The sequence below is a fragment of the Gracilimonas sp. B-17 genome (assembly GCF_056857935.1).
This window is the reverse complement of the sequence record NZ_JBSXOA010000012.1, coordinates 220442-240961: the sequence shown is the minus strand read 5'-3', so window position 1 is coordinate 240961 and position 20520 is coordinate 220442. Positions and strand designations below refer to the sequence as shown.

Sequence of the window (20520 nt, the reverse complement as noted above, 5' to 3'; positions counted from 1 at the left end):
ATGATCAAATATCTATTCACGAATAAGTACTTTTATATCAGTTTGGGAGGTCTTGTAGTTTTTATAGCTGCCTCCATATTTATCGCAGATAAGTGGGTCCTTCCCTCCTACACAAATTACAATGAAGGTATTACCGTACCTGATGTAACAAAGGTATCTTTGGAAGAAGCAGAAACACTTTTGACAGGTTACGGATTACGTTTTGAAGTAGCCGAACGCAGGGCAAATGCAGCTTACCCGGCTGATTATGTGATCGATCAAAATCCGGAAGCCTCGATCATCGTTAAGCCGAATCGAAAAATTTACCTCACTGTAAATACTGAAGTTAAACCCCAGGTCGAGGTTCCAAAAGTTGTCGATTTCTCACTTAGAAATGCAGAAATACAACTTCAGAATTACGGCTTAAAAGTCGGCAGCCGCAGCTACGAATCTAACCGCTTCAAAAATGTGGTATTAAGACAGTCCATTCCTGCCGGTACCACAGTTGAAAAAGGAGCCGTTGTGGACCTTGTGATCAGCGACGGACTTGGCGACCGCATGGTAACCGTACCGGAAATTATTGGGCTCAGGCTTTCAGAAGCACAGGTCAAACTAAGAGAAGCCGGCCTCAATGTAGGGGAAGTACAATTCCGCCCAACGCGTGATGTACTGCCAAACACTGTTCTTGATTTCACCCCTAAGCAACAGGAACTCAGGGAAGGTGAAACACTTGATCTAACGATTTCGGAACGCTTTGAAGTTGAAGAAGAAAGTGAAGGCGGTGCGGTCATAATTGATTCTACCGGAACTTCATCTAATACTCCACCTGACTCATTAAATAACAATCGATCTAACTCTAATAAATAAAGTTAAATGAATTTCGAGCTACCCATTCTTGCACCTTCCATTCTTGCAGCAGATTTTACCAAATTGGGAGAAAATATTCAGGATGCATTAAAAGGCGGGACCTCATGGATCCATTGTGATATTATGGATGGGCATTTTGTACCCAATATCAGCTATGGTCCGGGGGTCGTTAAAGCTGCAAAAAAAGCAGCCCCAGAAGCTTTTATAGATGTTCATTTAATGATCGAGAATCCGGATGATTATGTTGAGAATTTCGTGGAAGCCGGAGCCGACCTGATATCCGTTCACTACGAAACCTGCCCTCACCTGCACCGATCAATTCAGAATATAAAGAAATATGGATTGATGGCCGGAGTGGTAATTAATCCGGCAACACCTGTCAGCTGTATTGAACCGATCCTTCAGGACGTGGATCTTGTACTGATCATGAGTGTAAACCCGGGTTTTGGCGGACAAAGTTTTATAGAATCAAGCTATGAGAGATTATCTGAACTTGCGGCCATCAGAGACAGTAAAGAACTCAGTTTTCTGATCCAGGTAGACGGAGGCGTGAACCCAAGAAATATTTCCAAAGTTGCCAAGGCAGGAGCTGATGTACTTGTGGCCGGCAGTAGTGTTTTCAGTGCAGAAGACATTACAGCACGGGTTCAGGAACTGACCGAGAAGATTCAATGATCCTGAAAAATGGGTTATTGACAATCTCATCCACTGATCTCATTTCTCTGCTTAAATCCTTATCTTGTACGTTCTCATTTAACTTAATTTTGCAGCTATAAAAGACGACAAAACACTTATCGACAAAGTTATCGAATTACAGGGAGCCGATCCTATGGCACTCTTCGGATTACATGATCACAATCTCATTGCCCTGGACAAGGCCTTCCCGGAAACCAAGTTCAATGCACGCGGCAACAGACTGAAATTAACCGGTCCGGCTGATGAAATAGAAACAGCCACTTCCGTCATTGAGGGGATGATCGAACTGCTTGACCGTAAAAGTAAGGTAGCTGAAGGTGATGTCAATACCCTGGTCAATTTGAAATCGGGAGAAAGCACTGCCAGCCGGCCTAAGTACCGGGACCTTGACGAAACAGGTGATACTATCATTCACACCCATAACGGTGAAGCTATAACAGCCAAAACGCCGGGACAGCGGCAGATCGTGCAATCATCCACAAAAAACGACATTGTTTTTGCTATCGGTCCGGCAGGCACGGGCAAGACCTACACCTCCGTGGCTTTGGCTGTTCAGGCTTTAAAAAACCGCAAGGTTAGAAAGATCATTCTGGCCAGGCCGGCCGTTGAAGCCGGTGAGAACCTTGGATTTCTTCCCGGAGACCTCAAAGAAAAGATAGATCCTTACTTAAGGCCCCTGTACGATGCCCTTGAAGATATGATCGACAGAGACCGTCTGGAACTAAACCTTACAAAAAACGTGATCGAGATCGCTCCCCTTGCCTATATGAGGGGCAGAACTTTGAACAATGCCTTTGTGATCCTGGATGAGGCACAAAATGCGACTAACACACAGATGAAAATGTTTCTGACCCGAATTGGTTTTAACAGCCGGGCCATAATAACAGGTGACATCACCCAAACCGACCTGCCTCGCCGGCAGCATTCCGGGTTGATCTCCATTCAAAAGATCCTGCAGGATATCGAGGGAATTGATTTCGTATATCTCGGAGAAGAAGATGTGGTTCGTCACAAACTCGTGAGAGATATTATCAAAGCCTATGAGAAATTTGAGGACAAAGAGAAGTAACAGAAAATTACTGAGTTTATAGGTTACAAAGTGACAAAGCACTGGTATAATGGTCAAAACTCATCGGGATTTAGAGATTTGGCAGGCGATCAAAAAAAGAATTCAGAAGATTCCTAAATATCAGCATGGGATCACTTATTTATGTAATTCAAACTGAATTGGAAATATCCTATAACCTCAACTATTTGGATGAAGATACTCGCGATATTGAACGCATGATGAGTAGCTTCATATCAACTTTGTAACTTAATTCTATGTTACTCTGTCACTTATCAACAACACCACTAATTCTAAACACACTACCGATTAATTGACTCAATCTAAAAAAACCTATGCTGCTGTTCTGTATGAAGGCACTTTTTCAGTAGGACTTGATAAGAAATTTGTGCGTATTGACCGAAATGATCCTCCGGCTAAAGGTGCTCTGAAGTTATCCCTGAACCCGTTTTTGATCCATACCCCTGAAAGAAATTACATGTTTGACTGTGGTATCGGTGAATTTGGAGAAGATACCGGTCCTGAAACTGTGAGAGAGAATCTTGAACAACATGGTTTGACTGAATTTGATATCACAGATATATTATTGAGTCACCTTCATTACGATCATATTGGTGGCCTGGCTCACCGCGAGAACGGGTATTGGGAACTGACCTTTCCTGAGGCCAAAATTTGGGTGTCTGAAAAAGGCTGGAAGAAAGTCACTGAGAAGGATGAATATTACGATGAGGAAAAAACCGAATTCATATCTTTTTTGGACGCCAAAGCTGATCTTCATTTTCTAAATGAAGAAGATCATCCCTATCCTGAGATAACGGTTCGCAAGATCGGTGGGCATACCGAATACCATCAGGTGTTGCTGTTTAATGATGGTGAGCAAAAATTTCTGCAGGCCGGAGATGTAATAGGAACCAAGGGAGCTGTGAATAGAAAATATGCTGCAAAGTATGACTTCGAACCAAAAGTAAGCCAAAAACGACGGGAAGAATTGACAAAATTAGCCCTGGATGAAGGTTATGTGATAATGTCCTATCATGAGGACAAGCATCCTATGTACAAATTAACATCCTATGACGATAAAACCGGATACTCAACCGAAAATATCGAACCACATGTCCCTGCCTGAGTATATCACCGATATAAAGAATTTCCTTATCAAAAAGGGATTACCTGATAAGATCGACTCTGCCGTGATTCTTGGATCAGGTCTGGGATCCTTTGGTGATCATATTGAGGACCACATATCCATTCCTTATTCTGACATCCCCTCTTTCCCCGATTCAACGGTGATTGGGCATTCCGGAGCTCTGATCTCTGGAATTGTAGAAGGACACTCTGTATTAGCCTTTTCAGGACGATTTCATCATTACGAAGGACATCCATTTTTAAAAACTGTGCTTCCTGTTCAGTTATCAAAAGCATTTGAGATAGACAAACTCATTATCTCCAACGCAGCCGGTGGCATCAACCTACGCTTTAAGGTAGGAGACTTGATGATCATTGACAGTATCATCAAGCAATTTTTCATGATCTCTGAGCCCTCTGCCAAAAACTGGAGCTATGACCTTGAGAGCAGTGCTTTGAGGGTCAAAGAGATCGCATCCGGCCTGGGTATTGATACCCAGGTTGGCACGTACCTTTTTGCCAAAGGCCCAAGCTATGAATCCAAAGCCGAGATCAGAGCTTTCAGATATATGGGTGGAGATGCCGTTGGTATGAGTACGGCTCCTGAGCTTGCAGAGGCAGGCAGACTCGGTGTGAAAGCCGCAGCCATATCGCTAATCACAAATGCCGCTGCGGGAGTGGTGGACCAAAAACTCGATCATGCCGAGGTAAAAGAAGCTGCCGATCAGAAAAAGGACGTCTTTGCAAGGCTCGTCAAAGGACTTATCCGGGATTTTTAGAACAGATCCGGTTCTTAGTAAAAAAAAAAGGGTAATTCATTAATTGAATTACCCTCATGGTATAAATAATTATTGAAATATTGAATTATAAAGGCAGATTGTCGTGCTTCTTCTTTGGCACGGTATCTACTTTATTCTCGCACACTTCCAACTGTTTGATCAGTTTTTCACGTGTCTCTGATGGTAAGATCACGTCATCAATGAAGCCGCGCCCAGCAGCTAAATATGGATGTGCAAAGTTTTCACTGTATTCATCTTCCAATTCCTTTTGTTTTGCTTCCGGGTCATCGGCTTTAGCAATTTCACGGCGAAAGATGATCTCAACTGCCCCCTTGGTTCCCATTACAGCGATCTCAGCTGTTGGCCATGCCACATTGTAGTCTGCACGGATATGCTTAGAGTTCATCACATCATAAGCTCCTCCGTAAGCCTTACGGGTAATAACAGTCATTTTAGGTACGGTCGCCTCACAGAAGGCATACAATAGCTTTGCACCATGCTTGATGATGCCATTCCACTCCTGATCTGTTCCGGGCAAGAATCCGGGTACATCTTCAAATACAACCAGAGGAATATTAAAGGCATCACAAAAACGAACAAAACGGGCACCTTTCAGAGAGGCATCAATATCCAGAACTCCTGCCAGGGAAAGGGGTTGATTGGCAACAACTCCAACGCTTCGCCCTCCGAGACGGGCAAACCCGACCACTATATTATCCGCATAATCTTTATGAACCTCATAAAATGTATCCTTATCCATTACACCGTTGATCACATCGTGAATGTCATAAGGTTTATTGGGGTTCAGCGGCACCAACTCGTCCAGGGCTTTTGCCTTTCCGGAATCCGGGTCTTTAGGCTCGATCATCGGCACTTTCTCCTCACAGTTCTGAGGAACATATTTCATGAGTTCCCGAATGTCATTGATACATACGGCATCATTGGGACTGGAGAAATGAGAAACGCCCGACTTGGTACTATGCGTTGAGGCACCACCCAATTCTTCTGATGTTACTTCTTCATGTGTTACCGTTTTCACCACATTCGGGCCGGTAACAAACATATAGCTTGTATTCTCAACCATAAAGATGAAGTCGGTCAGTGCCGGACTGTAAACCGCACCGCCGGCACAAGGCCCCATAACGGCAGATATCTGAGGAATGACCCCTGAAGCCATACTATTTCTCCAGAATACTTCAGCGTAGCCACCAAGTGATGATACTCCCTCCTGAATTCGGGCCCCACCCGAGTCATTTAAGCCAATGATAGGGACTCCATTTTTCAGGGCCAGGTCCATGATCTTACAGATCTTTTCCGCATGAGTTTCTGACAATGAGCCGCCGAATACCGTAAAATCCTGACTGAACACGTATACAGGTTTTCCGTGGATCTTACCCATACCGGTAACCACCCCATCTCCTAAAAACTGTTGTTTATCCAGCCCGAATGCTGTACTTCGGTGGGTTACGAATTTGTCGATCTCTTCAAATGATCCTTTATCAACCAGCAGATCGATACGCTCACGTGCTGTGAGTTTCCCCTTATCGTGCTGTTTTTTTATTCGGGCTTCACCTCCACCCTTTAATGCTTCTTCTCTTAATTTTTGGAGTCGTTCTACTTTTGGGTTGGATGCCATAAATTTTTATTTGTTGATTTTATATTCGTCAAAATAAGATTGAAGTTTATCGGTAAAGTCTACAGCCGGGTCAGACAGCATGTCCACATCATTCTTTCCAAATACCTCTTCCTGTAGAAAATCTGCTGCTTTATCCCACTCATCAAACTCTACTATCGACTTAAGGGCCGATTTATATTTTTTCTTTTTGCCCCCAAACACTTTGTTGATAAATAGCTTTTCCTGGCCTAGCAGGAAATCAGAGAGCTGCGGAACTGTCTGTTCATTGTCATCTTCAGGATCTTCTTCAAAAAGTGCCTCCTCGTCGATCAGCAATTCCTCATCTGACTCGGGTTTGCCTCCTCCCATCAGAACATCCATTTGATCAGGTCTCAAAAATTGCCTCCACATGGGTTCATCCCCGGATTCGGCATCATCACTTTCATCGGTCTTTTTCTCTTCAGAATCATCGGGATCCGATAGTTCCTTCAGTACATCAATTTCATCTTCCGGTTCATCATTGACCTCAGACTTTGTATCCTGTTCTTCTGCGACTTCCTCGCTTACATCTTCAATCTGAGCCTGATCTTCTTCCTCTTTATCTCCCTCTTCCTCAATCTCCTCTCTGGAAAGATTTTTAAAAGAGTGAGCAGCCTGATCCAGAACGGTTACCAGATTTTTGCGGAATTTTTGGATCTCATCGGTTTGTTTACCGTCTTTAATAGATTTTGAGATCTTCTCGGCATCAGGTGTTTCTTCAAATTCCTCAAAAATTGACTTGTCTGTTTGCTCGGTCTTGAATAGCTCGTTAAAAGATTCCTGATCGGTCAACTGAGGGTCGTCACTGGTATAATCCCCGAAAAAGCTATCAAGCAAACGCTGTTCTTTTTCATCGATCTGCTCCATTTCTTCTTCATCAGGTTCATCAAAGCGATTTTTCTGAGCGATCAATTCTTCACGAAACTGTTCCCTGAATTTCTCCTGCAGTTTTACATCCAGAAGATCCGGATAAGAGAGTATCTCGACAAAACGCTCCTTAGTGATCTGCTCATCCAGTTCATTAAAGGCTTTTGCCGTCAGATACAATCCTTTGTCTTCAAAGAACAGCTGAATGAGTTTCGCATCGATCTTTCCACCAAATAAGGTAAACAGCAATTCTAATACCTGAGCCCATTCTTTGGCTGTATATGAAGCAACAAGATTGGCATCCAGATTATGAATAAGCAGTTTACAACGTTTTTTCTCAAGTGTTTTGAGTCCACGTTTTTGCATGTAAAGCGGAATTGCCCGCCCAAAGTGTTTATAGATCGTAAGTTTTTCAGTTCTGTCGACCAAATCACTGTATGAAAGTTCATCATCGCCTTTATAAATATAATCAGCCATATGATGACGAGGTTCCAGATAGACCTTTACAATATCAGTGATCACCTCACCGGTTATCTTGTATAATTTATCTTTGGGAATTCTTGAGTTGGCAAAAAGGGCATGTTGAAAGTCAGACCAGGCATCTTCAACCAATACTTCGTCTGTACTTACCCAATCAGACTCTTTCAGTTCGAATTCATTCTTGATCTTTTCATTGATCTCAATTCGGATCCTCTCAACAATAAAGGAAGGAAAACCTGCAGCAAGCAGGTCCTTAAGCACGTAATAGGGTTTATCGGCTTTCACCGCCCCCATTAGTTTATCAATAATATGTTCTACCGATTCGTGCATATCTTTAAATATAACTTAAAACTGAAAATAAAGCCTACCAAGTCGCAATACAATTAAGGATTTAGTAAATCCACCTATGTTATAAAACTTTATAAATATGCTGAATATTCTTCTTAATGATAATCTTACTACCTTTGGCACATGATATCTGTTAAAGCTACGGACCTTACTAAGAAATTTAACAACAAAGTCATCTTTCAGGAGCTCGGTTTTGAGCATAGAAACGGTGTGTTTGGAATAGCCGGAGATAATGGCAGCGGTAAGTCAACTTTACTGAAATGCCTGGCATATTTACTTCGCCCCAATTCAGGAAATATTGAATGGAGCGATTCCGGGAAATTTCTCTCCCAGAAAGAAGTCAAATCCCGGTTGGGTTACGCCGCGCCTTACATAAACCTTTATGCCGAACTTACCGTGGCTGAGAACCTTCAATTTCTGAGAGAAGCTCGAGGTAAGGTCGCCCTTAAAGAGGATCAGGATAGCTTACTGAACCATTGCCAGTTAATGCCTTTAAAAGACCAGCTCTTTGGAAGCCTCTCTACCGGGCAACAGCAACGGGCCAAACTTGCAGCGGCTCTCGTAAATACCCCTGAGATACTGATGCTGGATGAACCCGGTTCCAATCTTGATGAAGAAGGTCACGCCCTGGTATCCTCAATAATTGAAAGTGAGGTAAAAAAAGGTACTTTGATCATCCTTGCTTCCAACGACCCTGATGAAATTTCACTTTGTGATGAGGTGCTGATCATAGATAAACTGACCAGGTGATTGAAATCAATTTTTAAACCAGATCAGGGTTATTTGTTAATTATTAGTCTATCACTTCAATTTTCAGATCAGTACCTTTCGTTTGAATAAATCTTAAAATATCTAACTTCAAATATTCTATCTCATGATATCAGAACAAGATCAGCAACTGGCTCAGCTCATCCTGGAACACAGCACCGAAGTTCAAAAAGGACAAAATGTAATGGTTCAGCTGATCGGCCTGAATGGCATAGACCTTTTGAGAGCTCTGGTTGAGCAGATCAGGAACAAAGATGCCAATCCTTTTATCAAGATCGAGGATGCCGAAACGCAGCGTATTCTGATCGAGAGTGGGAACGAAGGATTCTGGAAAAATCAGGCAAAAGTTGATCAGTTACCATTAATGAAACAAATGGATGCCTTCATTGGTATTCGTGCCTCTCAGAATATCTACGAAAACTCTCTGGCAAGTAAGGAAGCCAACAAAGCCTACTCAGAGCACTTCCTGAAGCCGGTTCATTTTGATGAAAGGGTCAACAATACCAATTGGTGCATCATGAGGTATCCTTCGGCGGCCTTTGCTATGAATGCCAAAATGCCTACCCGAAAATTTGCCGAGTTTTACTATGACGCTTGCCTGGTCGATTATGCCGCCCTGGAGGAAGCAATGAAGCCATTAGAGGCAAAACTCAGGGCTACCGATGAGATCCGACTGAAAGGTGATGGTACAGATATCAGTTTCTCAGTGAAGGGGCAGAATTGGGTTCCCTGTTTTGGAAAGAGAAATATTCCGGATGGTGAACTCTTTACCTCTCCAGTTCTAGATTCAGTGAACGGAGTGATCAGCTATGCCCCTTCTGTCTATCAGGGCAAACCCTTTGAATTTGTAAAGCTGGAAGTCAAAGATGGGGTCGTGGTCGATTATGATTCATCCAATAATGAAGCTCTTAAGGACATCCTTGATACAGACGAAGGAGCGCGGAGATTTGGTGAATTCAGCTTTGGATTGAACCCCGTTATTGAAAGCCCAATGTATGATATTTTGTTTGATGAAAAGATCTATGGTTCCAATCACCTCACGCTGGGCAAGGATTATGAGATCGCTCCGAATGGAAATTCGAGTAACATCCACTGGGACCTCGTTTGTATCGGTCCTGACGTCTACCTGGATGGTGAACTGGTTCGCAAGGGAAGAAAATTTGTAGCCGACGATCTGAAAGGCCTGAACCCTGAAAACCTGCTCTGAGAGCAACAATCCAAATAGGTACACCGGATCGGTGCTCAGCTAAATAAGAGTAATTTAATACCAAATAGCTGAGCACTTTCTTAATTTCTGACTGAAGATTTTTTTCATCCTAATCAAGAAATTGATGCCAAATCTTTTCATCACTTCGGTTGTATTCATCGCTATTGCAGTTGTTATTTTCATTGTCTGGAAGATCAATGGCTATAGCAAGCATACTCAGAAAAATAAAGAAGGTACTCCATTCAAAAGAAATATCGAGACAGTGAAACAGCTGGACCTCAAACTGGAAGAACTTGAGGTATTGGACCACATGTCTGAAGGATATTCAAATCAGGAGATAGCAGACAGAACATCCATGTCGTTGAATACGGTCAATAACAGAGTTCGCGGGATCTTTTCTAAACTGGGTGTTAACCGAAGAAGTATAGCGATTAAAAAAGCCCGCTCATTGGAGCTGATCCCCTAAGGCCTCTTTATCATAAGTACATATAAATCCATTATATTGGCTTGGCATAAAAAAGTGCATTTTTAAATAATTGATCAGTACATGACGTATTCTTTTTTCGATCTGCTACAGCTTATCGGAGCCCTTGGTATTTTCATATATGGAATGAAGGTATTCAGCGATGGCCTCCAGAAAGTTGCCGGCAGTAAACTCCGTGCGATCCTCAAGGGAATGACCACAACAAGATTCAGGGGAATTCTCACCGGTTTTACTACAACGACCATTACTCAATCTTCATCAACCACTACTGTTATGGTGGTTAGTTTCGTAAATGCCGGTTTGATCACCTTTGTAGAATCGACCGGGGTGATCATGGGAGCAAATATCGGAACCACCGTCACCGCCTGGATGGTATCTATCTTTGGCTTTAAGATGCAGATCACCCCCATTGCTATCATGCTAATCGGTATCTTCTTCCCTTTCATGTTCTTTGGGCGCGAAAAACTCAAAAATATGGCTGAAGCGATGATCGGTTTTGGTATCCTGTTCATTGGCCTGGATTTTATAAAAAATGGAGTGCCAAATATTCAGGAGAATCCTGAAATGTTCATGTTTCTGGATCAATTCACCGAATTTGGGTTCTTATCCATTCTTCTATTCGTATTGGCGGGTACCCTTCTGACCCTGATAACCCAGTCCTCATCAGCTTCAACGGCGATAACCCTGGTAATGCTGTTTCAAGGGTGGATCGATTTTCCTATAGCTGCTGCCATGATCCTGGGTGAGAATATTGGAACCACCGTTACAGCCAATATCGCTGCTATCGTTGGAAATGTTTATGCCAAACGGGCTGCACGGTTTCACTTTGTGTTCAATGTATTTGGGGTGATATGGATGCTTATCCTCTTAAACCCCTTCCTCGGCATGATCGACCAGATCATGAGCTATTTTTCTCCCGGAGTCGGTTCTGTATTCAATATTACCAATGAGGCCGGAAGAGGAAATGCTACGCTGGCACTTTCACTGTTTCATTCGGCCTTTAATGTGATCAACGTAGTAGCCATGGTAGCCTTTGTCCCCCGAATAGTTCGTTTTGTGGAAAAATATCAAAAGGACAAAACTAAGACGGATCAGGAATATCGTCTCAAGTATATTTCATCGGGTATGATGTCATCTCCAGAACTTTCCATGACTCAGGCTCACAAAGAGATCGAGATGTTCGCTAAACTCATTGATAAAATGCAATACAGTATGGAAGGCCTTTTATTCAATAAACAAAACCGACGGGAACACTTCCTGAAAAAACTAAAAAAACGCGAAGAGATAACGGATAACCTGGAACTTGAGATCGCTGAATACCTCACCAAAATATCCAGCTATAACCTGACAGAAGACGCCACAAGGCGTATTCGCGGTATGCACAGCATGATCAATGACCTGGAGCGCGTAGGTGACATCTATTACCAGATGTCTAAAACATACGAACGTATGGAAAATGAAGGTACTCACCTTCCGGATGAGAATATGATGAAGCTAAAGGAATTGCTTGACCTGATCCATGAAGCCATACGACATGTCCGCAGTGAACTCGAATTGGATAACGGCGAATCTGACCTGGCCAAAGCCATGGATATTGAGAACAGGATCAATAAATGTCGCGACAGATTGCTTGAATACCACTATGGACAACTGGAGAATAAAACGTACTCAAACCAGGTTGGTTTTGTATTTCTGGATTATGTGAACCGCCTCGAAAAAATCGGAGACCATCTCTTTAATGTAAATGAAGCCATAGCCGGTGTTAAGGTCAAAGCAGCCTACGAAAAAGTTGTAGAAGCTAACGAATGAACTAATTTAACCGCTTACAGAAAAACCTAAAGACATAAAAAAGGCGGATCATACATCCGCCTTTTTTTATTACCATTACCCTGCTTTACCGAATCAGAACTTAGGGCCAGCATTGATTATCTCATCGCTGCTGTCTTCCTTATATGCTTCAAAGTTCTTATCGAAAAGTTGCCCCAGCTTCTTAGCCTGAGCATCATATTTACTACCGTCATCCCAGGTGTTACGTGGCTGAAGGATCTCAGCTGATACTTCCGGGCAAGATGTCGGTATATCAAACCCAAACACCTCATCCTTGACGGTTTCCACTTCATCCAGTTTACCCGCATGAATAGCCTGAATTATCGCTCGTGTGCTCTTCAGATCCATACGTGAACCAATGCCGTAAGGTCCACCGGTTAACCCGGTATTGACCAGCCATGCTTTAGCATTATGCTTACGCATCTTTTCAGCCAGCATCTCAGCATATTTTGCCGGTGGCCATGTGAGGAACGCAGCCCCAAAACAGGCTGAGAATGTGGCTTCAGGTTCAGTTACTCCTACTTCAGTCCCGGCCACTTTAGCAGTATAACCACTGATAAAGTGGTACATGGCTTGTTCAGGGCTCAGTTTACTAACCGGAGGAAGTACACCAAAGGCATCATAGGTCAGAAAGATGATATTCTTTGGATGACCTGCTATACATGGGATCTTGGCATTATCAATGTAGTCAATGGGGTAAGAGGCTCGTGTATTTTGAGTGATCGAAACGTCTTTGAAATCCACCTTACGCGTATCCGGATCGTAGCCCACATTCTCGAGCACGGTTCCGTACTTGATGGCATTATAGATCTCAGGTTCTTTCTCGGCAGAAAGGTCTATGGTTTTGGCATAGCATCCGCCTTCAATATTAAAGACCCCGTCGTCACTCCAGCAATGTTCATCATCCCCGATCAGTTTACGGCTTTTATCCGCAGACAAAGTCGTTTTACCGGTTCCTGAAAGACCGAAGAACAGGGCCACATCATCTTCTGTATCCCCTTCATTGGCCGAACAGTGCATGGATAATACATTTTTCTTCGGCATCAGATAATGCATCACGGTGAAGATACCCTTCTTCATTTCACCGGCATATTCGGTACCGAGTATCACCATTTCATTGGTATCAAAATTCACGTCCACGGAAGCATCAGAAGTCATCCCTTCCGTAAATTTGTTAGCCGGAAATTTACCGGCATTAAAGATCACAAAATCCGGCTCACCGAAATTCTCTAGTTCTTCTTTTGTAGGACGAATGAGCATATTATGCATGAATAAACCATGATATGGGCGCTCTGCAATGATCCTGACTTTAAGCCGATACTTTTCATCCCATCCGGCAAATCCATCGATCACATAAAGCCGGTCAAGTGTATTCAGATAATCAGTTGCACGCTGATAATTGATCTTAAAAGTTCTTTCATCTAATGGAATATTGATCTTACCCCACCAGATATCATCTTTGATCCCAGGCGATTCCACGACCCTTTTGTCGGCCGGACTGCGTCCCGTCCTTTTCCCTGAACGTACTACAAGTGCACCGGAATCACTTATTGCTGAACCGGAGTCGAATTTAATGGCATCCTCGTAAAACCTTGCAGGATTCGGATTCCTGATTATATTTTCTACTGTGATGTTTTGTTTGGATAGGTCCAAAATTTTATTTCCCATTGTCTTGAGGGTTATGTGTTCATTGATTGAGTAAGTGAGTGCCTCTATATACCTATACTAAATGAAGGATTTATAAACTAGTTAAGGAATCTCTATAGCTTCACTATATTAAACTGAAATGATCATTAACCAATTCGAATTGTCATGAAAAGAGTAACAGGCTTAGGCGGTATCTTTTTTAAGAGCAAAAATCCAAAGCAGACCAGAGAATGGTATAGAAAACATCTGGGAATAGAAAACGGCAAATATGGTGGAACTTTTGAATGGCGGCATGCTCCGGATCCCGATAAAAAAGGGTACACTGCCTGGAGTATCTTTGATACTGAAACATCATACACAGATCCCAGCACCAAAGAATTCATGATCAACTATAGGGTTGATGACCTTGAGGCGTTGCTTGCGGTCTTAAAGGAAGAAGGTGTTAAAGTTATTGGTGAGATCGAGGAATTTGAATACGGAAAATTTGGGTGGATCATGGATCCTGATGGAGTGAAGATCGAGCTTTGGGAACCTAATGATGAGGAATATGAGAAAATAAAAGGTGAGACCAACTTGAGTGAGTAATTAGTTCATACCAGTTTTATCTAAGCCTTTCATTATTTATTCACAAAATATCCTCTTATTCCATTTACAAACAAATGGGACAGGAGGTAAAGTGACTAAAACAAAAAAAGGCTGCCTCACAAAATTTAAGACGATAACCATTTGGGGATTTCTCATCTTTGGCATTCTTTTGTCCGGTATTGCAATCACAAATCTTAAATTTCCTGTGAGTTCCTCCCATATTGATACTCTCAGTCAAATAGAATTGTCACGTATTCAGGAGATCGATCATTTGCGTACCGAGATCGGTAATGAGATCTGGCCGGGTTTCGGTGATCAAAAGATCCCGATCATACTTTATAATGAAGCCTTTGTTTTTTTAAGTGGATTGACCGATCCGGAAGACGGCTGGAAGAAAGTCCCTTTTAGCAAGCAGATGGGGACCCGCTGGTCCTACGTTGGATCTGGCCCGTCCATTTCCTACTACAGGCAACCGATCCAATCATCTGATCTGATACCAGAAGCATTTACTGTACAGGTAGGCAGTTATTATGCTGCCAGCATGACAACCAAGGAATGGACTGAGATCAAACTGACCCAACTCATTAAAACAGACCTGCCGGCATTTTTAAAACCTATTTTCCCATACTCATTAATAAGAAGCAAGTTCAACAGCGACTGGCATATATCGGCAGTTATTCACGAGTCATTTCATGCTTTCCAGGCAGAAAAGTCATTTGGCAGAGTTCGCTCAGCTGAAGCTTCAAATACCTTTGAGAAATCCTATCCCTGGAAAGATCCGGATTTCAGAGAAGCCTGGCTTAGGGAAAGATTGATGCTGAGCAACATTCTGAAAACAACAGATGAAAAAAAATTCAGAGAACTGACCAGAGAATGGTTGCAGATCAGAGACCAAAGAAGGACTTCTTTTAAAAATCCAAAATTAACGAACTACGAGCAGGAACGGGAATGGCTGGAAGGACTTGCCAAATACGTCGAGATCAGGTCCTGGGTACTGGCTTCCGATCCCGGACTTTATGAACCCCTATCGCAAATGTCGGCCGATTCTGATTTCGATCATTATAAAGGCGGATCAAAGAATCGAAACCGGGAGATCAAACAGCTTCAAAGTGATCTCAATTTCAGTGAAACGGTCTTTTACTACAGTGGCTGGGCTCAGGCCGAGATCCTTGACAGACTGGACCCGGACTGGAAAGAAAAAGTCTTTGAAGCCAATATCTATCTCGATGACCTCATTCGAACAATCCTGTAGCCCAACCCTTTTTTAGATACCAAGTCCGGTCACTGAATGACTTCTTTAATAGTCTCTTCAAATGCGGTTAAGGTGTTACTTATATCCTCCGAGGTCAATGCATTACTTAGAAAGAATGCTTCGAACGGTGATGGAGGTAAATGCACCCCACGTTTCAACATACCATGAAAGATCTTGCCAAAAAGGTCCTTATCAGTTTTGTTGGCATCATCGAAAGTTTCCACCGGCCCATCACAATAAAACACCCCTACCATAGAGCCTACCCGGTTTATCGAATGCGGAATATCATGCGCACTGAGGATCTGTCCGATACCATTTGCCAGAACCGATGATTTTTTCTCAAGTTCTTCATATACCTGCGGATTGTCTTTCAGCTTTTTAAGAAGCGTATAACCTGCAGCCATCGCCAATGGATTTCCGGATAATGTACCGGCCTGATATACCGGTCCCGTCGGCGCCACATATTCCATGATCTCCTTTTTACCACCATATGCTCCTACCGGCAGACCTGCCCCGATGATCTTGCCATATGTCACCAAGTCGGCAGTTACTCCGAATACCTTTTGTGCGCCCTGAAAGTCCACGCGAAAACCGGTCATGACCTCATCAAAGATCAACACGATCTCATGTTCATCACATAGATCACGCAAACCTTGCAAAAACCCTTCAACCGGGGGAATACATCCCATATTTCCGGCGATTGGTTCCAGTATGATAGCTGCAATATCACCGGCATTGGCTTCCGCTAATTTTTTCACAGAATCCAGGTCGTTGTATCTGGCATTGAGCGTATCTTTAGCTGTTCCTTCCGTCACGCCCGGACTGCTTGGTTCCCCCATCGTCAAAGCACCGCTACCGGCTTCGATCAGGAATGAATCGCCATGGCCATGATAATTTCCCTTGAACTTGATGATCTTATTTTTGCCTGTGTAGCCTCTAGCTACGCGAATGGCACTCATGGTTGCCTCGGTTCCTGAATTCACCATACGCACTTTATCCACTCCGGGAACTGAACTCGTGATCAGTTCGGCCATTTCCACTTCAAGACGGGTTGGGGCCCCAAAAGAGGTAGAATTGGCTGCCGTTTCCTGAACAGCTTTGACCACATCCGGCTCGGCATGACCTAATAACATCGGCCCCCAGGAACTGATGAAATCAATATATTTATTGCCATCCTCATCCCATAGGTAGGCTCCCTTAGCCTTCTTGATGAAGATCGGCGTTCCGCCTACACTGTTAAAGGCCCGAACAGGAGAATTCACTCCGCCGGGAATGACTTTTGATGCGCGTTCGAAAAGGTCTTTGCTGTTTTGGTTGTTCATATTCTTATTTTCTCAATTATTATAATTCCTTGAATTCTAACTCGGATGTCCATCACCGTAGGGGCAATTCATGAATTGCCCCTACGGTGATGGATTTAAGCTCGTACCAAACCGGTTGGAAATACTATTCCGGAACTCCCGGTTCGAGTCATAGCTTATCGACTAAATTTATTTCTTATACCTGGTTCCTACGCCCGCGTCAGAACCAATAGTTTATGGACTTAAAATCTTACAAATGCTTTAAAAATCTTCTTTTGGTACCTACGCTCTGCGTTGGAACCAAAAATAGGCGAATGCGATTCGCCCCCACGGTACTGAAACTATTGCTCCTTTATCAACTTCGCGGCGTCCTTCGCAAAATAGGTTGCGATCAGGTCTGCGCCGGCACGCTTGAAAGCCAGCAGAGACTCCATCATAACTTCTTCCTCATTTAGCCAGCCTTTTTCGGCGGCGGCTTTGATCATCGCATATTCACCGGAGACATTATATACCGAGACCGGAATATTGAAATTTTCCTTAACGGCATGAACCACATCCAGATATGGCATACCGGGTTTTACCATTACGATATCTGCTCCCTCATTGATGTCGAGCTCCACTTCACGAAGGGCTTCATCAATATTGGCCGGATCCATTTGGTAAGTTTTTTTATCACCAAATCCCGGGGCGGAATCCAAAGCATCACGGAAAGGGCCATAAAATGATGACGCATACTTAGCACTGTAGGCCATGATCCCTGTATTTTCAAAGCCGGCTTCATCCATGGCTTTTCTCATGGCACCAATGCGCCCATCCATCATATCAGATGGAGCCACCATATCAGCTCCGGCTTTGGCATGACTCACAGCCATTTCTGCCAGCACGTCCACCGATGGATCATTTACGATCTCACCGTCTTCAACGATTCCATCATGTCCATAAGATGAATACGGGTCCATCGCCACATCCGTCATCACATACAGATCCAGGTAATTTTCCTTTATGAACCGAACCGATTCCTGCATCAATCCTTTATCGTTGATCGCTTCTGAACCTTGATTATCCTTTTTGGATTCCGGCACCTTTACGAACAATAAGACCGATCGAATCCCAACCTGGATCAGTTCTTCCAGCTCCTCGCCCAGCATATCCAGAGAATACCTGAAATAGCCCGGCATACTCGGGATCTCTTCCTTTTGGTCCTTACCCTCCATAATAAATATCGGGGCAATGAAATCAGATGGATGCAATCGGTTCTCCTGTACCATCTCACGTATTGCTGAAGTCTGGCGATTTCGACGTAAACGGGTTGTAGGGTATTTCATAGTTTCATGTTTGTGAAAAGTGAAAAGGCAAAAGTGAAAAGTACTAAATGAATTTTTGCCTTTTCACTTTTCCCCTTTCACTTATTTAATAATTGATCCAATCTATCGGTTTCAGGTGTTCTACCAATTCCGCCTCGGGGCTGCCTTCTTCAGGATGATGATCATACACCCATCGCACTTGTGGGGGCAGACTCATCAGGATCGATTCGATTCGACCTTTGGTCTTCAATCCGAACAATGTACCGCGGTCATGTATCAAATTAAATTCAACGTAACGTCCTCGGCGGATCTCCTGCCACTTTCGGTGTGACTCTCCGAAATCAATATCCTTTCGGTTCTTAAGAATGGGAATATAGGCATCAGTAAATGCAAACCCACAGGCCTTTGCGAACGCAAACAGATCCCCGGCACACCGGTCTTCATTTGGCCGTTGATAGTCAAAGAATAATCCACCGATCCCACGTGCTTCATCGCGGTGATGGTTAAAGAAATAGGCATCGCATTCCGCTTTGAAGGTCGGGTAATAATCCGGGTCAAACCTATCGCAAACCTGTTTGTGTACCAGATGAAAATGTTTGGCATCCTCCGGATACAAATAGTAGGGCGTCATATCAGCCCCGCCGCCAAACCACTGATCGCGTAATTCTCCGGAATCTTTGTCGTAAAGCTCAAAATATCTATAATTGGCATGAACTGTGGGCACAAAAGGATTTCGGGGATGGATGACCAGGGATACTCCCGTAGCAAAGAATTCGGATTCCGGCACATCGAATTTCTCTCTCATGGATTCCGGCAGCGGGCCACCAACCGTAGAGACATTCACCCCGCCCTTTTCGATCACCTCACCATCTGCTATGATGCGGGTACTGCCTCCTCCAAATCCTTCCCGTTCCCAATCCTCGATCAGGAATGTTTGTGTACCCTCAACAGCTTCCAGTTCATCACAGATGTGTTGCTGCACATCAGAGACAAATTGTGTGAATTGTGGTTTTATGGATCTGAGATTTCTATTTGTCATATCAAATTTATTATTCACCGTAGGGGCAATTCATGAATTGCCCCTACGGTGAATGAATTATGGTCCAACCGGCCGAATTCGATTCGCCCCTACAATAGCACTCACGCTTCATGCTCGTTCCCAACCACCCGGTTGGGAACGCCTAACCGGACCTCCCGGTCCAAATGGTTTCAATATCTAAAATTCTTTACGGTATCCACGAACCTTTTTGCATTCTGAACAGGAACATCCGGTAAGATACCATGCCCTAAATTGGCAATGTAATTTCCTTTGCCAAACCGCTTTAACATCTCAGTCGCTTCCGATTCAATATTCTCAGGACTCATCAAAAGCTTGGAAGGATCGAAATTCCCCTGTACCACTTTATCGCCGGCAAACTGACGGGCATGTTCCGGAGTACATCCCCAGCCAATACCGAAGCCTGTAACATTGGTGTGTGCAAACAGTGGATAGCTCCATTCAGCATCCTTACAGAACATGATCAAAGGCACACCATAATCCTCATTTGCAATACGCTGAAGGTGAGGTAATGCAAATTTCTTAAAATCATCAGGACCAAGCGCTGCTGCCCAGGATTCAAATACCTGCAGAACCTGTGCTCCGGCTTTTACCTGATGATGCAGATATTGTATGGTTTGGTCGGTCATCACCTCCAGCAATTTATGAGCGGCCTCAGGCTGAGAGAATAAAAAAGCTTTCGCTGTTGAAAATGTCTTTGATCCCCGACCTTCAACCAGGTAACAAAATAGGGTCCAGGGAGCACCCGCAAAACCGATCAGAGGCACTCGCCCATCCAGTTCATGACGTGTAAGTGACAATGCATCATACACATAACTGAGTTGCTCCTCAGCAGGAATGATATTCAGGTTTTCAACTTGTTCAACCGTTCGGATAGGATCCGGTAAATATGGGCCAAATCCCGGTTTGAGCTGAACTTCCACGTCCAAACATTCGATCAGAACCAGGATATCAGAAAATAAAATGGCTGCATCGGTTCCAACGATATCAATAGGCTGAATGGTGATCTCACTGGCCAGTTCCGGGGTCTTTACCCTCTCAAAAAAACTGTATTTCTTTTTGATCTCCATGTATTCAGGGAGATAACGTCCGGCCTGACGCATCATCCATACGGGCGGGCGTTCAGTATCCTTACCTTCCAGTGTATCGAGTAGTAATCTGTTTTTTAATTCAGGAAATGACATTGATCAATATTAATTAAAAAATTTGTAGTAAGGGGTATTTACC

General features: G+C 43.5%; 18 protein-coding genes and 1 pseudogene. 12 read left to right on the top strand and 7 right to left on the bottom strand.

What is annotated here, in order from left to right; translation table 11 throughout:
- The 6 genes and pseudogenes from AC13FX_RS09615 (at nt 1) to AC13FX_RS09590 (ending at nt 4512) form a co-directional block, all read left to right on the top strand.
- Complete coding sequence (locus tag AC13FX_RS09615; RefSeq protein ID WP_482880336.1) at nt 1-846, top strand: PASTA domain-containing protein; 846 nt, start codon at nt 1-3, stop codon at nt 844-846.
- 6 nt (nt 847-852) lie between these two features.
- Nucleotides 853-1521: a ribulose-phosphate 3-epimerase gene (gene rpe / locus AC13FX_RS09610; RefSeq protein WP_482880335.1), complete on the top strand. Its 669-nt coding sequence runs from the start codon at nt 853-855 to the stop codon at nt 1519-1521.
- A gap of 154 nt (nt 1522-1675) precedes the next feature.
- Nucleotides 1676-2611, top strand: a complete 936-nt coding sequence (locus AC13FX_RS09605; RefSeq protein WP_482880334.1) for a PhoH family protein — start codon at nt 1676-1678, stop codon at nt 2609-2611.
- An 89-nt stretch (nt 2612-2700) separates the two neighbouring features.
- A pseudogene (locus tag AC13FX_RS09600) lies at nt 2701-2856 on the top strand (four helix bundle protein); the annotation flags it as partial.
- Nucleotides 2857-2921: 65 nt separating this feature from the next.
- On the top strand, nt 2922-3734 hold the full coding sequence (locus AC13FX_RS09595; protein WP_482880333.1) for an MBL fold metallo-hydrolase: 813 nt from the start codon (nt 2922-2924) through the stop codon (nt 3732-3734).
- A complete protein-coding gene (locus AC13FX_RS09590; RefSeq protein WP_482880332.1) occupies nt 3721-4512 on the top strand; it encodes a purine-nucleoside phosphorylase in 792 nt (263 codons plus the stop codon). The genes AC13FX_RS09595 and AC13FX_RS09590 overlap by 14 nt, the downstream gene beginning before the upstream one ends.
- Nucleotides 4513-4597: 85 nt before the next feature.
- Here the strand turns inward: AC13FX_RS09590 and AC13FX_RS09585 are convergent, their stop codons facing one another.
- Both AC13FX_RS09585 and AC13FX_RS09580 read right to left on the bottom strand, forming a co-directional pair.
- On the bottom strand, nt 4598-6148 hold the full coding sequence (locus AC13FX_RS09585; RefSeq protein WP_482880331.1) for an acyl-CoA carboxylase subunit beta: 1551 nt from the start codon (nt 6146-6148) through the stop codon (nt 4598-4600).
- Nucleotides 6149-6154: 6 nt separating this feature from the next.
- The gene (locus tag AC13FX_RS09580; RefSeq protein WP_482880330.1) at nt 6155-7843 is read right to left on the bottom strand and encodes a hypothetical protein; all 1689 of its coding nucleotides are present in this window, start codon (nt 7841-7843) and stop codon (nt 6155-6157) included.
- A 141-nt stretch (nt 7844-7984) separates the two neighbouring features.
- On the opposite strand from AC13FX_RS09580, the gene AC13FX_RS09575 reads away from it, so the two are divergent.
- From AC13FX_RS09575 to AC13FX_RS09560, 4 genes are all read left to right on the top strand, one after another.
- Nucleotides 7985-8611 carry an ABC transporter ATP-binding protein gene (locus tag AC13FX_RS09575; protein ID WP_482880329.1) on the top strand — a complete coding sequence of 209 codons (627 nt, stop codon included), beginning with the start codon at nt 7985-7987 and terminating at the stop codon, nt 8609-8611.
- A gap of 124 nt (nt 8612-8735) precedes the next feature.
- Nucleotides 8736-9836, top strand: coding sequence for an aminopeptidase (locus tag AC13FX_RS09570; protein WP_482880328.1), 1101 nt, complete (start codon nt 8736-8738; stop codon nt 9834-9836).
- A gap of 124 nt (nt 9837-9960) precedes the next feature.
- On the top strand, nt 9961-10302 hold the full coding sequence (locus AC13FX_RS09565; RefSeq protein ID WP_482880327.1) for a response regulator transcription factor: 342 nt from the start codon (nt 9961-9963) through the stop codon (nt 10300-10302).
- Nucleotides 10303-10383: 81 nt separating this feature from the next.
- Nucleotides 10384-12129 (top strand): Na/Pi cotransporter family protein, encoded by a 1746-nt coding sequence (locus AC13FX_RS09560; protein WP_482880326.1) that lies wholly within the window; start codon nt 10384-10386, stop codon nt 12127-12129.
- A 93-nt stretch (nt 12130-12222) separates the two neighbouring features.
- Here the strand turns inward: AC13FX_RS09560 and pckA are convergent, their stop codons facing one another.
- A complete protein-coding gene (gene pckA, locus AC13FX_RS09555) occupies nt 12223-13815 on the bottom strand; it encodes a phosphoenolpyruvate carboxykinase (ATP) (protein ID WP_482880325.1) in 1593 nt (530 codons plus the stop codon).
- Nucleotides 13816-13959: 144 nt separating this feature from the next.
- On the opposite strand from pckA, the gene AC13FX_RS09550 reads away from it, so the two are divergent.
- Together AC13FX_RS09550 and AC13FX_RS09545 are read left to right on the top strand one after the other, a co-directional pair.
- Nucleotides 13960-14379, top strand: coding sequence for a VOC family protein (locus AC13FX_RS09550; protein WP_482880324.1), 420 nt, complete (start codon nt 13960-13962; stop codon nt 14377-14379).
- A 91-nt stretch (nt 14380-14470) separates the two neighbouring features.
- Nucleotides 14471-15631, top strand: a complete 1161-nt coding sequence (locus AC13FX_RS09545; RefSeq protein ID WP_482880323.1) for a hypothetical protein — start codon at nt 14471-14473, stop codon at nt 15629-15631.
- 29 nt (nt 15632-15660) lie between these two features.
- Here the strand turns inward: AC13FX_RS09545 and hemL are convergent, their stop codons facing one another.
- The 4 genes from hemL to hemE form a co-directional block, all read right to left on the bottom strand.
- A complete protein-coding gene (gene hemL / locus AC13FX_RS09540) occupies nt 15661-16953 on the bottom strand; it encodes a glutamate-1-semialdehyde 2,1-aminomutase (RefSeq protein ID WP_482880322.1) in 1293 nt (430 codons plus the stop codon).
- A 320-nt stretch (nt 16954-17273) separates the two neighbouring features.
- The gene (hemB, locus tag AC13FX_RS09535) at nt 17274-18257 is read right to left on the bottom strand and encodes a porphobilinogen synthase (RefSeq protein ID WP_482880321.1); all 984 of its coding nucleotides are present in this window, start codon (nt 18255-18257) and stop codon (nt 17274-17276) included.
- An 85-nt stretch (nt 18258-18342) separates the two neighbouring features.
- On the bottom strand, nt 18343-19275 hold the full coding sequence (gene hemF, locus AC13FX_RS09530; protein ID WP_482880320.1) for an oxygen-dependent coproporphyrinogen oxidase: 933 nt from the start codon (nt 19273-19275) through the stop codon (nt 18343-18345).
- 170 nt (nt 19276-19445) lie between these two features.
- Nucleotides 19446-20477 (bottom strand): uroporphyrinogen decarboxylase, encoded by a 1032-nt coding sequence (gene hemE, locus AC13FX_RS09525; RefSeq protein ID WP_482880319.1) that lies wholly within the window; start codon nt 20475-20477, stop codon nt 19446-19448.
- Nucleotides 20478-20520: the final 43 nt, after the last annotated feature.

What these genes read in the sequence shown, in the direction of transcription:
- AC13FX_RS09615 (WP_482880336.1), top strand. Translation starts at nt 1, where the DNA reads ATGATCAAATATCTATTCACGAATAAGTACTTTTATATCAGTTTGGGA.
- rpe (WP_482880335.1), top strand. Translation starts at nt 853, where the DNA reads ATGAATTTCGAGCTACCCATTCTTGCACCTTCCATTCTTGCAGCAGAT.
- AC13FX_RS09605 (WP_482880334.1), top strand. Translation starts at nt 1,676, where the DNA reads ATGGCACTCTTCGGATTACATGATCACAATCTCATTGCCCTGGACAAG.
- AC13FX_RS09590 (WP_482880332.1), top strand. Translation starts at nt 3,721, where the DNA reads ATGTCCCTGCCTGAGTATATCACCGATATAAAGAATTTCCTTATCAAA.
- AC13FX_RS09585 (WP_482880331.1), bottom strand. Translation starts at nt 6,148, where the DNA reads ATGGCATCCAACCCAAAAGTAGAACGACTCCAAAAATTAAGAGAAGAA.
- AC13FX_RS09580 (WP_482880330.1), bottom strand. Translation starts at nt 7,843, where the DNA reads ATGCACGAATCGGTAGAACATATTATTGATAAACTAATGGGGGCGGTG.
- AC13FX_RS09575 (WP_482880329.1), top strand. Translation starts at nt 7,985, where the DNA reads ATGATATCTGTTAAAGCTACGGACCTTACTAAGAAATTTAACAACAAA.
- AC13FX_RS09570 (WP_482880328.1), top strand. Translation starts at nt 8,736, where the DNA reads ATGATATCAGAACAAGATCAGCAACTGGCTCAGCTCATCCTGGAACAC.
- AC13FX_RS09565 (WP_482880327.1), top strand. Translation starts at nt 9,961, where the DNA reads ATGCCAAATCTTTTCATCACTTCGGTTGTATTCATCGCTATTGCAGTT.
- AC13FX_RS09560 (WP_482880326.1), top strand. Translation starts at nt 10,384, where the DNA reads ATGACGTATTCTTTTTTCGATCTGCTACAGCTTATCGGAGCCCTTGGT.
- pckA (WP_482880325.1), bottom strand. Translation starts at nt 13,815, where the DNA reads ATGGGAAATAAAATTTTGGACCTATCCAAACAAAACATCACAGTAGAA.
- AC13FX_RS09550 (WP_482880324.1), top strand. Translation starts at nt 13,960, where the DNA reads ATGAAAAGAGTAACAGGCTTAGGCGGTATCTTTTTTAAGAGCAAAAAT.
- hemL (WP_482880322.1), bottom strand. Translation starts at nt 16,953, where the DNA reads ATGAACAACCAAAACAGCAAAGACCTTTTCGAACGCGCATCAAAAGTC.
- hemB (WP_482880321.1), bottom strand. Translation starts at nt 18,257, where the DNA reads ATGAAATACCCTACAACCCGTTTACGTCGAAATCGCCAGACTTCAGCA.
- hemF (WP_482880320.1), bottom strand. Translation starts at nt 19,275, where the DNA reads ATGACAAATAGAAATCTCAGATCCATAAAACCACAATTCACACAATTT.
- hemE (WP_482880319.1), bottom strand. Translation starts at nt 20,477, where the DNA reads ATGTCATTTCCTGAATTAAAAAACAGATTACTACTCGATACACTGGAA.